The sequence below is a fragment of the Kribbella jiaozuonensis genome, assembly GCF_005233875.1.
GTDB classification, from domain to species: domain Bacteria; phylum Actinomycetota; class Actinomycetes; order Propionibacteriales; family Kribbellaceae; genus Kribbella; species Kribbella jiaozuonensis.
The window spans coordinates 1,549,105-1,562,841 of record NZ_SZPZ01000002.1 but is presented as its reverse complement, the minus strand read 5'-3'; the positions used below and the strand labels follow the sequence as shown (position 1 = coordinate 1,562,841).

At 68.5% G+C, this 13,737-nt stretch carries 12 protein-coding genes; 5 read left to right on the top strand and 7 right to left on the bottom strand.

Annotated elements, in window-relative coordinates; all coding sequences use genetic code 11:
• Positions 1-26: 26 nt before the first annotated feature.
• Positions 27-677 carry an SDR family oxidoreductase gene (locus tag FDA38_RS19015; protein WP_137255338.1) on the bottom strand — a complete coding sequence of 217 codons (651 nt, stop codon included), beginning with the start codon at positions 675-677 and terminating at the stop codon, positions 27-29.
• 17 nt (positions 678-694) lie between these two features.
• On the opposite strand from FDA38_RS19015, the gene FDA38_RS19010 reads away from it, so the two are divergent.
• Entirely contained in the window at positions 695-1,474 is a 780-nt protein-coding gene (locus FDA38_RS19010; RefSeq protein ID WP_137255337.1) for an alpha/beta fold hydrolase, read from the top strand.
• On the opposite strand, the gene FDA38_RS19005 is transcribed toward FDA38_RS19010, so the two are convergent.
• Positions 1,442-3,358, bottom strand: coding sequence for a propionyl-CoA synthetase (locus FDA38_RS19005; RefSeq protein ID WP_137255336.1), 1,917 nt, complete (start codon positions 3,356-3,358; stop codon positions 1,442-1,444). The two genes, FDA38_RS19010 and FDA38_RS19005, sit on opposite strands and share 33 nt — an antisense overlap.
• A gap of 17 nt (positions 3,359-3,375) precedes the next feature.
• Here FDA38_RS19005 and FDA38_RS19000 point away from each other — a divergent pair, with 17 nt between their 5' ends.
• Positions 3,376-4,296: a threonine/serine dehydratase gene (locus FDA38_RS19000; protein ID WP_137255335.1), complete on the top strand. Its 921-nt coding sequence runs from the start codon at positions 3,376-3,378 to the stop codon at positions 4,294-4,296.
• On the opposite strand, the gene FDA38_RS18995 is transcribed toward FDA38_RS19000, so the two are convergent.
• The gene (locus FDA38_RS18995) at positions 4,289-4,894 is read right to left on the bottom strand and encodes a rhomboid family intramembrane serine protease (RefSeq protein ID WP_137255334.1); all 606 of its coding nucleotides are present in this window, start codon (positions 4,892-4,894) and stop codon (positions 4,289-4,291) included. The two genes, FDA38_RS19000 and FDA38_RS18995, sit on opposite strands and share 8 nt — an antisense overlap.
• A gap of 109 nt (positions 4,895-5,003) precedes the next feature.
• Between FDA38_RS18995 and FDA38_RS18990 the strand changes: the two genes are divergently transcribed.
• A complete protein-coding gene (locus FDA38_RS18990; RefSeq protein WP_137255333.1) occupies positions 5,004-6,203 on the top strand; it encodes a Cmx/CmrA family chloramphenicol efflux MFS transporter in 1,200 nt (399 codons plus the stop codon).
• Here FDA38_RS18990 and FDA38_RS18985 read toward each other — a convergent pair.
• A complete protein-coding gene (locus tag FDA38_RS18985) occupies positions 6,145-7,560 on the bottom strand; it encodes an APC family permease (RefSeq protein ID WP_137255332.1) in 1,416 nt (471 codons plus the stop codon). The genes FDA38_RS18990 and FDA38_RS18985 overlap by 59 nt on opposite strands.
• A 244-nt stretch (positions 7,561-7,804) precedes the next feature.
• Here FDA38_RS18985 and FDA38_RS18980 point away from each other — a divergent pair, with 244 nt between their 5' ends.
• Positions 7,805-8,752: a LuxR C-terminal-related transcriptional regulator gene (locus FDA38_RS18980; protein WP_137255331.1), complete on the top strand. Its 948-nt coding sequence runs from the start codon at positions 7,805-7,807 to the stop codon at positions 8,750-8,752.
• Here the strand turns inward: FDA38_RS18980 and FDA38_RS18975 are convergent.
• From FDA38_RS18975 to FDA38_RS18965, 3 genes are all read right to left on the bottom strand, one after another.
• Positions 8,749-9,378, bottom strand: coding sequence for an HNH endonuclease family protein (locus FDA38_RS18975; protein WP_137255330.1), 630 nt, complete (start codon positions 9,376-9,378; stop codon positions 8,749-8,751). The genes FDA38_RS18980 and FDA38_RS18975 overlap by 4 nt on opposite strands.
• A gap of 108 nt (positions 9,379-9,486) precedes the next feature.
• The gene (locus tag FDA38_RS18970; RefSeq protein ID WP_137255329.1) at positions 9,487-10,248 is read right to left on the bottom strand and encodes a YaaA family protein; all 762 of its coding nucleotides are present in this window, start codon (positions 10,246-10,248) and stop codon (positions 9,487-9,489) included.
• Positions 10,245-11,189: an aldo/keto reductase gene (locus FDA38_RS18965; RefSeq protein ID WP_202877723.1), complete on the bottom strand. Its 945-nt coding sequence runs from the start codon at positions 11,187-11,189 to the stop codon at positions 10,245-10,247. The genes FDA38_RS18970 and FDA38_RS18965 overlap by 4 nt, the downstream gene beginning before the upstream one ends.
• A gap of 34 nt (positions 11,190-11,223) precedes the next feature.
• On the opposite strand from FDA38_RS18965, the gene pepN reads away from it, so the two are divergent.
• Positions 11,224-13,680: an aminopeptidase N gene (gene pepN / locus FDA38_RS18960; RefSeq protein WP_137255328.1), complete on the top strand. Its 2,457-nt coding sequence runs from the start codon at positions 11,224-11,226 to the stop codon at positions 13,678-13,680.
• Positions 13,681-13,737 lie beyond the last annotated feature (57 nt).

Sequence of the window (13,737 nt, the reverse complement as noted above, 5' to 3'; positions counted from 1 at the left end):
GTCACATTCTGTTGCTTGTGGCAACTTCAGAGGGAGTTGAGTGCCTCACTCACCGGGGTCTCTCCGGCGATGAGCTCCAGGGTCCGGCCGATCGCGGCCGGGGTGTCACACAGGCCGGCCAGCACCAGCGCGACATCGTCGCGGGTGACCCGGCCGTTCCCGGTCTTGTCGGCGAGATAGACCTTCCCGGTGCCGGGGTCGTTGGTCAGACCGCCCGGCCGCAGGACGGTCCAGTCCAGGTCCCGGGACCGCAGGTCTTCCTCGGCCGCCCACTTGGCCTTCAGGTAGATCGTGAAGGTCTCGTCGTCGGTCAGCGAGTTGGCCCGGTCCGCGCCCATAGAGCCGACCTGGATATGACGCCGTACGCCGGCCTGCTGGGCCGCCTCCGCGAACAGGGCGGCCGCACCGCGGTCGACCGTGTCCTTACGTGCGTTCCCGCTGCCCGGCCCGGCACCGGCCGAGAAGATCGCGACGTCCGCACCGGCCAGTACCTTGGCGACGGCACTTGCATCGGCCTGCTCGAGGTCGAGTACGGCGGCCTGCCCGCCGGCGGCCGCGATATCGGCCTCGTGGTCCGGGTTGCGGACCAGCCCGACCACCTCGTGACCGTCACCGCTCAGCAGCTTCGTCAGCCGCAGCGCGATCTGTCCGTGTCCACCTGCAATGACGACTCGCATACCCGCAGACTATCTCTGTGCCACACGCATCAACCATTGACGGGACCCGGATCGCCTACCAAGTTCGGGGCGAGGGGCAACCACTTGTGCTGCTCGCCGGGCAGTCGAACAATCACACCTGGTGGGATCCGATCCTGTCCGATTTCGAGGGCTACCGTCTGATCACCCTGGACTGGAGAGGGACAGGCGAGAGTGACAAGCCCGACGAGGTCTACAGCACGCGCGGCTTCGCCGACGATGTAGTCGCGGTGCTCGATGACCTGGGCCTCGACAGCGCCCACGTCTACGGGACGTCGATGGGCGGACGGGTCGCGCAGTGGCTGGCGATCAACCACCCCGAGCGCGTCAACGCACTCGTCCTCGGCTGCACCTCGCCGGGCGCGGCACATGGTTACGAGCGCAGTCAGGAGATCCGCAAGGCGCTGGCTGATCCGGCGCGGACCGATCGGGTGCTGCTCGAGCTGATGTACACCCCGGCGTGGATCGCGCAGAACCCCGGCCCGTATTACGTGCTGGGCGATACGAGCATGCCGTCGTACGCCAAGGGCAGGCATCTGGTGGCCAGCAACAAGCACGACGCGTGGGACGGCCTTCCAAAGATCACGGCGCCGACCTTGATCCTGCACGGATCGGATGACATCTTCAGCCCGGCCGCCAACGCGCAACTGCTGGCCGACCGCATTCCCGGAGCGCGTGCCGAGCTGATCGCGGGCGCTCGGCACGCCTACTTCCACGAGTTCCGGTCAGTGGCCAGCCCTGCTGTCCTATCCTTCCTGCGCACGGAGGACCGGGCGTAGAGCGTCCAGTACGGCGGGATCCTCGATCGTCGACGGCACCGGCTCGTCCCGCCCGTCCGCGATCCCGCGCATCGTCCGGCGCAGGATCTTGCCCGAGCGGGTTTTCGGCAGCGCGTCCACGATCGACACGTCCCGGAACGCCGCCACCGGCCCGATCTCCCGCCGTACCGCGGCCACCAGTTCGTCCCGCAGCGTCTCCTCGCTCACCGTCGCGCCGGCCTTCAGTACGACGAGCGCCCGCGGCAACTGCCCCTTCAACGGATCGTGTACGCCGATCACCGCGCACTCCGCGACGGCCGCGTTCGCCGCGACGACGGCCTCGATCGAGCCGGTCGACAACCGGTGCCCGGCCACGTTGATCACGTCGTCGGTGCGGCCCATCACGAAGATGTACCCGTCCTCGTCGATGAACCCGCCGTCGCCGGTCAGGTAGTACCCGTCGTACTCCTTCAGGTAGCTGTCGATGTACCGCTGGTCGTCACCCCACAGCGTCGGCAACGCTCCGGGCGGCAACGGCAGCTTGATCGTGATCGCGCCTTCCTGCTGCGGCAGCAGTTCCTTGCCGTACGCGTCGAGGATCCGCACGTTCCACCCCGGCATCGGCACGGTCGCCGACCCCGGCTTGGTCGGCAGCGGCTCGAGCCCGCGGGGATTGGCCGCGATCGCCCAGCCGGTCTCGGTCTGCCACCAGTGGTCCACGACCGGTACGCCGAGATGCTCGTGCGCCCAGTGGTACGTCTCCGGGTCGAGCCGCTCCCCCGCCAGGAACAACGTCCGGAACGTGCCCAGCGAGTACTTCGCCAGCTCGGTCGCCTCCGGATCGACCTTCTTGATCGCACGGATCGCGGTCGGCGCGGTGAAGAGAGCCTTGACGCCGTGCTCGGAGATGACCCGCCAGAAGGCGCCCGCATCCGGCGTACCGACGGGCTTGCCTTCGTACAGCACGGTGGTCGCGCCGACGAGGAGCGGGGCGTAGACGATGTAGGAGTGGCCGACGACCCAGCCGACGTCGGAGGCGGTCCACCAGACGTCGCCCGGGCCGATGTCGTACACATTGCGCATGGTCCAGGCGAGCGCAACGGCATGGCCTCCGTTGTCGCGGACGACTCCCTTCGGCTTACCCGTCGTACCGGAGGTGTAGAGGATGTAGAGCGGATCGGTCGCGGCCAGCTGGATCGGGTCGGCCGGCTCGGCCTTCGCTGTCAGCTCGGTCCAGTCGAGATCGTCGTCCCCGAGCTGGGCGAGGGCCTGCGGGCGTTGGAGGACGATCGTGTGCTCGGGCTGGTGCTGCGCGATTGTCAGCGCCTCGTCGATGATCGGCTTGTACTCGACGATCCGGGTCGGCTCGATCCCGCAGGACGCCGCCACGATCACCTTCGGCTCGGCGTCGTCGATGCGGGCGGCCAGTTCGCGTGGGGCGAAGCCGCCGAAGACCACCGAGTGGATCGCGCCGAGGCGGGCGCAGGCGAGCATCGCGACTACTGCTTCCGGGACCATCGGCATGTAGACGATGACCCGGTCGCCCTTCTCGACCCCGAGCGAGCGCAAAGCACCCGCGAAGGTGGCTACCTCGTCCCGGAGCTGCGTGTAGGTGTACGTGCGACCCGTGCCGGTGACCGGGGAGTCGTAGATCAGCGCGATGCGATCGCCGTCGCCTGCTTCTACGTGTCGGTCCAGGGCGTTGTACGACGTGTTCAGCACACCGTCGGGATACCAGCGGTAGATCGGGGCATCGGTCGCGTCGATCGCCCGGGTCGGTGGACGCGTCCAGGAGATCGCCTCGGCCGCCTCCAGCCAGAACCCGTGCGGGTCGTCCAGGCTCCGCCGGTAGCTCTCGTCGTACGCGCCCATGTGGATGGCCTCCGTCGGTCGGCTGTTCTCCATCGTGGCAGGGTTGAGCCATGACGGTAAGCCTCGAGGACGTGCGGCAGGCGGCAGAGCGGATCGCAGGGCGGGTTCGCCGTACTCCGGTGATCGAGGTCGCGCCCGGCCTCACGTTCAAGCTCGAACTGCTCCAGCACACCGGCTCGTTCAAGCCGCGCGGCGCGTTCAACCGGCTGCTCAGCGCCAAGGACAGCGGCGAACTGACCGGTCAGGGCATCGTCGCCGCGTCGGGCGGCAACCACGGCCTCGCGGCGGCGTACGCGGCCCGGGAGCTCGGCGTACCGGCGCGGATCTTCGTCCCGGAGACGACCCCGGCGGCGAAGCTCAACAAGCTGCGGACGCTCGACGCGGACGTAGTACAGGTCGGGAGCGAGTACGCCGAGGCGTACCAGGCGGCGCTCGCGGCACAGACCGAGTCGGGTGCGCTGCTCGTCCACGCCTACGACCAGCCGGAGGTGGTCGCAGGCCAGGGCACGGTCGGCCTCGAGCTCCTCGAACAGGCAGGGATGTTCGACACCGTCCTCGTCGCCGTCGGCGGAGGCGGCCTGATCGCGGGCATCGCCACCGCGATCGGAGACAACGCCCAGGTAGTCGGCGTAGAGCCCGTCCTCGCCTCCGCCATGCACCGCGCCCTCCAAGCCGGCCAACCCACCGACGGGCCAGTCGCCGGCGTTGCAGCCGACTCCCTCGGCGCCCGCCGACTGGGTGACCTCGCCTTCAGCGCAGTGCAGAGCCATCGTGTGCAATCGGTCCTCGTCGAAGACGAAGCGATCGCGGCCGCGCGCAAGCAGCTCTGGCAGGACCATCACCTGGCCACCGAGCACGGTGGCGCAACGGCGTACGCGGCCTTGCTCTCCGGCGCCTATAAAGCAGCTGCCGGCGAGCGGGTCGTCGTCGTGGTCTGCGGCTCGAACACAGACCCGAGCACGCTTATTTAGCGCGCTTCTTGTCGTCCGACAGCACCCAGGCGGCAATCACGCCGGCGATACCGCCGAACAGGTGCCCCTGCCACGAGATCCCGTCCTGTGGCAGCAGGCCGCCGAACAGGGCGCTGCCCCACACCATGATCACGACGATCCCGATCAGCACCTGACCGAGCCGCCGGTTGAACAGCCCGCGCAGGATCAGGTACGAGGCATAGCCGAAGACCAGCCCGCTCGCGCCGATCGTGATCGTGTTCGGCGGTGAGATCAGCCAGGTCCCGAAGCCGCCGATCACCACCACGATCGCGGTCACGGCGAACAACCGGGCCGCGCCGCTGATCGCGATGATCGCGCCGAGGGTGACCAGCGGCAGCGTGTTCGAGATCAGGTGGCCGAAGCCGAGGTGCAGGAACGGCGCGGTCAGGATGCCGATCAGACCGCGTGGTTCGCGGGAGATGATCCCGTACTGATCGAGCGACCCGTGGGTCGCGGTGTCGATGACCTCGCTGAGCCACATCAGCCCCACCAGCAGGGCGAGCAGCTTCAGCCCGCCACCGATCTTGGCAGTGTCCACGCTCCGTCCGGAGCGTTTCGCCGGAGTCTGCGAGCTCATGTCTCAACCATGCCGTATTCGCCCAAGTCTCAGCCCGTGACAGGCGCGGCGACAGCGGACAGTGATCTCTGAGATACTCCGAGTGGCACTCGTCGAGTGAGGGGGAACGATGCCGATAGCTGTCTATGTCCTTGGCCTGAGCATTTTCGCGCAAGGTACGTCCGAGCTGATGCTCGCCGGACTGCTCCCCGAGCTCGCCACCGGCCTGCAGGTCTCGATCCCCCAGGCCGGACTGCTGATCTCCGCGTTCGCGCTCGGCATGCTGGTCGGCGCACCGGTCCTCGCCGTCGTCACGCTCACCTGGTCCCGCCGTACGGCGTTGCTCCTCTTCCTGGCCGCCTTCGCGCTGACGCATGTCGCGGGCGCCCTCACCCCGAACTACACCGTCCTCCTCATCACCCGGGTCGTCGGCGCGTTCGTGTACGCCGGGTTCTGGTCGGTTGCCGCCGTGACCGTCGTCGCGCTCGTGCCGTCCACCATGCGAGCCCGGGCGATGAGCGTGGTCACCGGCGGCCTCACCATCGCAACCATCGTCGGACTGCCACTGGGAACGGTTCTGGGCCAACACCTCGGCTGGCGCTCCGCTTTCTGGACCGTCGCCGGGCTGTGTGTACTCGCGATGGCAGGCGTACTCGCCACCGTGCCCGGCGACCGGCCGGATCCCGCGACCGCACCGCGCCTGGCCGACGAGCTGCGAGTGCTGATCAACGCACGCCTATGGCTCGCGTTCGACACCACAGCACTGGTCACCGCGACCATCTTGGTGGTCTTCAGCTACCTGGCACCGCTCCTCACCCAGACCACCGGCCTCCCCGCGAGCGTGCTGCCCGGCGTACTCGCTCTCTACGGTCTTGGGTCGTTCATCGGGATCACGGTCGGCGGCCGATTCGCCGACGCGCTGCCGTTCCATACCTTGTTCATCAGCATCACCGGGCTGGTAGTCCTGTCAGGTCTACTGGCCATCACGGCGTCCAACCCGGCGCTGGCCATCGCAGTCATCGCGCTGCTGGGCGGCTTCGGCTTCGCCGCCAACCCCGCGCTGAACGCCCGCGTGTTCAGTCTCGCCGGCAACGCACCGACGCTCGCCACCGCGACGAACTTCTCCGCCTTCAACGTCGGCATCACCGTCGGGCCGTGGCTCGGCGGCCTGGCGATCGACGCCGGCGCGGGCTACCCCGCACTCGGCTGGATCGCCGTCGCCACCGGGCTCACGGCCCTCGCGACAGTCCTGCTCGCGGCCTTTCTTCCCGTCAGTTCACCGGACCTTGCGGATCGAGATGCGACGGATCGAAATCCGCGTGCCGCTTGAACACGTACTTGTTCAGCAGCCAGGTGAGCGCCCACAGCCCGACCCCGACGAGCATCAGCCACCCGGCGATCTTGTAGTCGGCCGACGCCCGCCCGGACAACGGGCTCGCGAGGTACACGCACAGGACCACGCCGAGCACCGGCAGCGCGGTCGGGGCCCGGAAGTGTTTGTGCTCGACCGTGTCCCGTCTCAACACCAGCACCGCGACGTTCACGATCGCGAACACGCACAGCAGCAGGAACGCCGTCGTACCGCCGAGCGCCGCGAGGTCGGCGTACCCGATCAGGACGAACGCGAGCAGCGTGGTGAACAGGATCGCGATGTACGGCGTACGCCGCTTGCGCAGGACCCGGCCGAGCGGCCCGGGCAGCACCTGCTCGTGCGACATCCCGTACAGCAGGCGGCTCGCCATCAGCATGTTGATCAGCGCGGAGTTGGCCACCGCGAACATCGTGATCCAGGCGAACAGCTCGAGCGGGAACCCGGGCGCACCGGCCTGCACGACCTTCAGCAGCGGCGTCGCGCCCTTGTTCAGCTCGTCCGGCGAGACCAGCGCGACCGCGGAGATCGCGACCAGTACGTAGATGACGCCGGTGATGCACAGGCCGATCAGCATGATCTTCGGGAAGATCTTGACCGGGTCCTTGGTCTCCTCGGCCATGTTCACCGAGTCCTCGAACCCGACCATCGCGAAGAACGCCAGCGCGGTCGCCGCGGTCACCGCACTGAACGGCGACTCGCCCTCCGGTACGTGGAAGTCGGTCAGCCGGGAGGTATCGCCGTCGCCGCCGATCAGTGCCCAGGCGCCGATCCCGATCACGATCAGCAGACCGCTCAGCTCGACACAGGTCAGTACGACGTTCGCCTTCACGCTCTCGCCGACGCCGCGCAGGTTGACCAGCGCGATCAGCGTCATGAAGGCGAGCGCGGTGATCATCAGCACCGACCCGCGGTCCGGGTCGATGTGGGCGGCGGAGAAGAAGTTCGCCGCGAACGCCTTCGACGCGCTCGACGCCGAGGTCAGGCCGGAACACATGACGGCGAACGTCAGCAGGAACGTCAGGAAGTGGATCCCGAACGCCTTGTGCGTATAGACCGCGGCACCGCCGGCCTTCGGGTACTTCGTGACCAGCTCGAGGTAACTCGTCGCGGTCAGCATCGCGACGATGAACGCGCACAGGAACGGCAGCCAGACCGCTCCGCCGACCTCGCCGGCCACCTTGCCGGTCAGTGCATAGACGCCGGTGCCGAGAATGTCCCCGACGACGAACAGCAGTAGCAGCCCCGGTCCCATCACCCGCTTCAGCTCCGGGCGCTCCCCTGTACCCGGTGCGGCGGCGGCAGCTTTCTCACTCATCGTGCCTCCCTCACATCAGTGCGTCAGGAAGTTCCATGATCGCAGCTGAGAGGCAACTGAGAAGGGCGGGCGGGCGCGTTGAGGCTTGACCAGACGTCCCCTGTCCGATCCGCGCGCGCCCAGCACGTCAGACATACCCCACCGCGGGGGTATCCGCACCCGGCCGGGCCCTGACGTATCCCGGACATGTCGCGAAGTCGCCAAACCGGTCGAGCTGGTCCAGTGGACGAGATAGCCTGATCGGATGCTGGAGACGGTCGGGGTGGAACCGCCTGATGAGGAGGCCTATCGGGCGCTGCTGTCGGCGCCCGGCTGCGATGTCCGCGAGCTGGCCCAACAACTCGGCCGCGACGAGCACGAGCTCACCGAGACCGTCGGCCGGCTCGAGAAGCTCGGCCTGCTGACCACCACCTCCGACGACCCGGTCCGCCTGCTGCCGACGCGTCCCGATGTCGCGGTCGACGCGTTGGTCGCCGTACGACGGGCTGAGCTCGACCGGGTCCGTGCCGAGGCCCGCGTCATGATGACCGAGCTACGCGCGCAGGAGCAGCACCGCCCGGAGAACCTGGTCGAGGTGATCGTCGGTCAGGAAGCGATCGCGGCCCGGTTCTCCCAGCTGCTGAACGGAACCGGGAACCAGCTCCTCGTCCTCGACCGGCCGCCGTACGCCTCGCAGCCCGGCGACTCCGATCCGAAGGTGCGCGGACTGCTCGGCGACGGAGTCGTTGTCCACGGCATCTACTCCCCCGACTCGCTGGACATCCCGGGTGGCGTCGACGAAGCCTTCAGCGCGGCCGACGCGGGTGAGACGTCCCGGGTGCATCCGCAGGTGCCGATGAAGCTGGCCGTGTTCGACGGAAAGATCGCGCTGCTGCCGCTGGCTGTGGACCAGCTGGTCGACAGCGCGCTCGTCGTACATCCGTGTGCGTTGCTCGACGCGTTGATCGAGATGTTCTGGCTGCTGTGGGACCAGGCCGTGCCGGTTGTCCCGTCAGCGAAGGCCGACCCGACCGATGCCCGGCTGATGACTCTGCTGGCGGCCGGGTTCAAGGACGACGCGATCGCGCGGCAGCTCGCGTTGAGCAGCCGGACCGTCGGACGGCGCGTCGCCGAGCTGATGGAGACGCTGGGCGCGCGGACCCGGTTCCAGGCCGGTATCCACGCCCAGCGCCGCCATCTACTGGAGGACTAGCAAGTACCGAGCATCTGCTGGAGAGCGGTCTTCTCGGCCGACTGCAGCGACAGGTTGTAGGTGTACTTCACCCAGATCCAGTACCGCGCGTAGATGCAGTGCACCGCGGTGTTCGTCGGCTGCCACTCGGACGGGTCCCGGTCGCCCTTCGAGCGGTTGCTCGACGCGGACACCGCGATCAGCTGGGAGATCGTCAGGTTGTTCGCGAACTCCTGTCGCTTGGCCTGCGTCCAGCCGCTGGCACCCGACTTCCACGCCTCGGCCAGCGGCACGATGTGGTCGATGTCGACGTCCGACGAGTCGGTGAACGTCGTCTTGTCGTACACGCTGTACCAGCTGCCGGCGGTCGGCTGGCAGCTGCTGTCGACCTTCACGCCGGTCCCGTCGCGCTTCAGCACCTCTTCGCGGGTGTCACAGCTACCCGACTGCGTGATCCAGTGCGGGAACTTGTCGCGGCTGTAACCGGTCGTCGAACCTTCGGTCTTCACGGTCAGGCCGGCCAACTCGGTGGCCGCAGTGCTCGCCGACGGCGGGGTCGGCGGTGACGCCAGCGCCGGACCGGCGCTGAGGGTAAAGGCGGCGGTCGCAGCTAGTGCTGTGACGGCAGCAGTGATCGAACGTCGCATCGGTCAGGCCTCCGAGGGTTAGGGCGGATCCCCCCTGACGTTGCTGCCCTCAGCCTTCCCCGATCACGCGCTGTAGGAAACCACTCACCAGTTACAGTCCAGTGAACGTCAGTCGTGTTCGACGACGGTCAGCGTCCACCCCGACGACGCGCGGTCCAGCTCGGCGTTCCAGCGTTCGGCGATCAGCTTGTGCAGCGACTTCGGCGTACCGGGGTCCTTGCCGGACTCGAGCAGGTGCCGGGCGACCAGACCGCGGGTGTGCTTGGCCATGTGCGAGACGACCGTGCGTACGCCGTCGCGCTCGCGGACGACGTTCACCGACACCCACTTGTCGGCCTGGTCGCCGGTCGGGCGCCACGCCGCGACGTACGTCGACGAGCGGCAGTCCACGATCACGCCATCGACGTCGGCCAGCGCGACACTCAGCGGATCCCGCCACACCGACGCGAGCGGCCCGTGGCCCGGCAGCGTCGTACCCATCGACAGCCGGTACGGCGGGACGCGGTCGGCTGGTCGCAGTGCGCCCCACGCGGCCGAGATGACCAGCAGCCGATTGGCTGCGCGGCGCTTGGTGCCCGCGGACAAGGTGGAGTAGCCGAGGGCGTCGTACAGGACACCGGAGTACAGCTCGGAGACAGGCACGGACGGCTCGGTGCGCCAGCGGGTGTTGCGGTCGACCTCGTGCTGCAGCGAGGCGCCGACATCCAGTACGTCGAACGCGTCCGCCGACGCCGACACCTTCGCCAGTGTCTCGAGCACCTGCTCGCGGACCGGGTTGAGCTCCGGAAACGACAGCGTGCCGAAGTCGACGGCACGGCCGCGCGACCGTCCGGTCTTGCCTTCGGACGGCGGCAGGAGGATCAGTGTCACGTCAGCTCGTCCAACGCGGCCAGGTCCTCGGCAGTCGGGTCCCAGGTGCCGGCGGCGACGTTCTGCGCGATCTGCTCGGGCTTGGTGGCGCCGGCGATGACCGAGGCGACCGCGGGCTGGGCGGCCAGACCGCCGATCGCGACGTCGATCATCGTCAGGTCGCGCTCGGCCGCGAACGTCTCCAGCGCCTCTATCTTGTCGAAATCGGCCCGCGCCAGCCGCTCGGGCTGGGTCGCGAGGCGACTGCCGTCCGGCGCAGTCGCGCCGCGCTTGTACTTGCCGGTGAGCAGACCGGAGGCGAGCGGGAAGAACGGCAGGATGCCGACCCCGACGTGCTCGCAGGCCGGCACCAATTCGTCCTCGACGTCCCGGTCGAGCAGCGAGTACTGGTTCTGGGCGCTGATGAAGTGCTCGAGCCCGTTCGACCGCGCGGTCCAGTCGGCGTCGATCACCTGCCAGCCGGCGAACTGCGAGCTGCCGATGTACCGGACCTTGCCCTCGGCAACCAACTCGGACAGCGCCGCCAAGGTCTCCTCGATCGGCGTGACCGGGTCCGGGAAGTGCAGCTGGTAGAGATCGATCCAGTCGGTGCCGAGCCGCTGCAGGCTCGACTCCACCGCCTTGCGGATGTACCGGCGGGAGCCGCGGACACCCCAGTCCGGGCCGTTCACGCCGCCCAGGTCACCGCCGAACTTGGTCGCGATCACGACCTCGTCGCGGCGCGCACCGAGCGCCTTCCCGAGCAGTTCCTCGCTGAACCCGTGCTCGCCGCGGTAGATGTCCGCGGTGTCGAACAACGTGATCCCCGCGTCGACCGCGGCGTTCACCACCGCGTCGGTACGGCCGGCATCCAGCCGCCTGCCGAAGTTGTTGCACCCCAGTCCAACGACGCTCACAGTCAGACCCGAGTCACCGAGCTGCCGGTACTCCATATCGCTCATGTGCTCAGCCTAATCTCGGCATACAGTGGCCCTCATGCCGAGTCTCACCGTCGACGGCGCCCGCACTCGGGCCGCCGCGCTTTCCGTCCAGTCGTACGACGTCGATCTCGACCTCACCCGGGGCGAGCGGACGTTCGGGTCCACCACCACGATCAGGTTCCGGGCGACGGGTCCGTCGACCTGGCTCGACGTGAGGCCGGACGAGCTGACCTCGGTCACGCTCAACGGCACGGCCGTCGACGTGGCCGGTCTCAACGACGGACGGCTCGACCTGACCGACCTGCAGCCGGACAACGAGCTGGTCGTCGTCGCCTCGATGCTGTACTCGCACGACGGCGAGGGCCTGCACCGCGCGGTCGACGCCGCCGACGGTCTCGCCTACACGTACGCGATGTCGTTCCTCGACGCGGCCCCGCGGATCTTCGCGTGCTTCGACCAGCCCGACCTGAAGGCGCCGTACCGTCTCAAGGTCACGGCCCCCGAGGAGTGGCTCGTGCTCGGCAACGGCGCCGCGACCCAGATGTCCCCCGGTCGCTGGGAGCTCGCCGAGACCAAGCCGCTCTCGACGTACTTCGTCACCGTCGTGGCCGGGCCGTACCACCAGCTCACCGACGAGCACGACGGGATCAATCTGAGCGTGGTGTCGCGGCAGTCGCTGAAGGAAGCGCTGGATCGCGAGGCGGCCGACATCTTCGAGGTGACCAAGCAGTCGTTCGACGAGTACCACCGGATGTTCGGCTACCGGTACCCGTTGGGCGAATACCACCAGGCGTTCGTGCCGGAGTTCAACGCGGGCGCGATGGAGAACCCGGGCTGCGTGACCTTCCGCGACTCGATGGTGTTCCGGTCCGCGGTCACCGACGGCGAGCGCAGCCAGCGCGCCCGGACCATCGTGCACGAGATGGCGCACCAGTGGTTCGGCGACACCGTGACGATGAAGTGGTGGAACGACCTCTGGCTGAACGAGTCGTTCGCCGAGTACATGGCGCACCGGGTCTCGACCGCGGCCACCCGGTACACCGACAACTGGATCGACTTCGCCTACATCCGCAAGTGGTGGGGTCTGCAGGCCGACCAGCGTTCCTCGACGCACCCGGTCGCCGCCGACGCGGTCAAGGACGCGCTCGCCTCGCTCGACGACTTCGACGGCATCTCCTACGCGAAGGGCGCGGCGGTCCTCAAGCAGCTCGCGGCGTACCTCGGTGACGACGTGTTCCTGGCCGGCGTCAACGCGCACATCGCAGCGCACGAGTTCAGCAACGCGACCTTCGCCGACCTGCTCGGGAAGTGGACCGAGGCCGGCGCGGTCGGCCTCGACGACTGGGCGCAGGCCTGGCTGCGGACGCCCGGCGTCGACACGATCACCGCGACGCGGACCGAGACCGGTATCAAGCTGCGGCGCAAGGCGCCGGAGGCGTACCCGGCTTCACGACCGCACAAGCTGACCGTCGGTGGGTACGACGCCGACGGCCGCGGTACGACGGTCGAGGTACTGATCGACGGCGACGAGGTGGACGTCGACCTCGACCCGTCGATCGCGGTCATCATCCCGGACGCGGGTGACGACAGCTGGGCGAAGATCCGGCTCGACGCCGACAGCCTGGCGAACCTGGCGGCGGTGCTGCCGAAGATCGAGAACGGCGTGACGCGGGCCGTCGTACTGAACAGCATCCGGGACGCGGTCGCCGACGCGGAGCTCGACCCGAAGGTCGGGTTCGACGTCGTCCTCGGCCTGCTGCCGACCGAGACCAGCGACATCGCGGTCGGCACGATGCTCAACTGGGCGAACGGGCTGGTCCTCGGCGTCTACCTGCCGTACGAGCCGTACCGCAGCCGGCTGGCCGACGTACTGCGGGCGCGGCTCGAGACCGTCGAAGCCGGAAGCAGCGTGCAGCTCTCGGTGGCCCGCGGATTCGCGCGCTTCACCGATGATGTCGACCGGTTGAACGGCTGGCTGGCAGGTGAAGGCGTACCGGACGGCGTGACGATGGACGCGGACCTGCGCTGGATCGTCACGCTCCAGCTCGCCAGGCTCGGCGCGATCGGCGAGGCCGAGATCGACGCCGAGCTCGAGCGCGACCCATCGTCCGAAGGCGTCGTGCACGCGACCCGCTGCCGGGCCGCGCTGCCGACGGCGGCCGCGAAGGAGCGGGCATGGACGCAGATCATCACCGACGCCGACCTGCCGAACTACGAGCTGTACGCGGCGGCCGAAGGGTTCTGGCACCCGACGCAGGCTGAGCTGACCGCGTCGTACGTCGACCGGTACTTCGCCGAGATCGCCGGCACCGAGAAGCTGCGGTCGGGCTGGGTCGTCGCGACCAGCGCGAAGCTCGCGTTCCCGCGCTACACGATCGAGCAGCGGGTGGTCGACCGGGCCGCCGACCTGATCGCCGACGAGTCGATCGCGGCCGGCATCCGGCGGTCCGTGGCCGACAGCGCCGACGACCTGAAGCGTGCGCTTGCGGTGCGATCCGCCTTCGCCGACTGACCTGTGGTTAGCCGTCACACCGTGTTGTGACTAATGTGACTGGTGTGACCAGGAGGA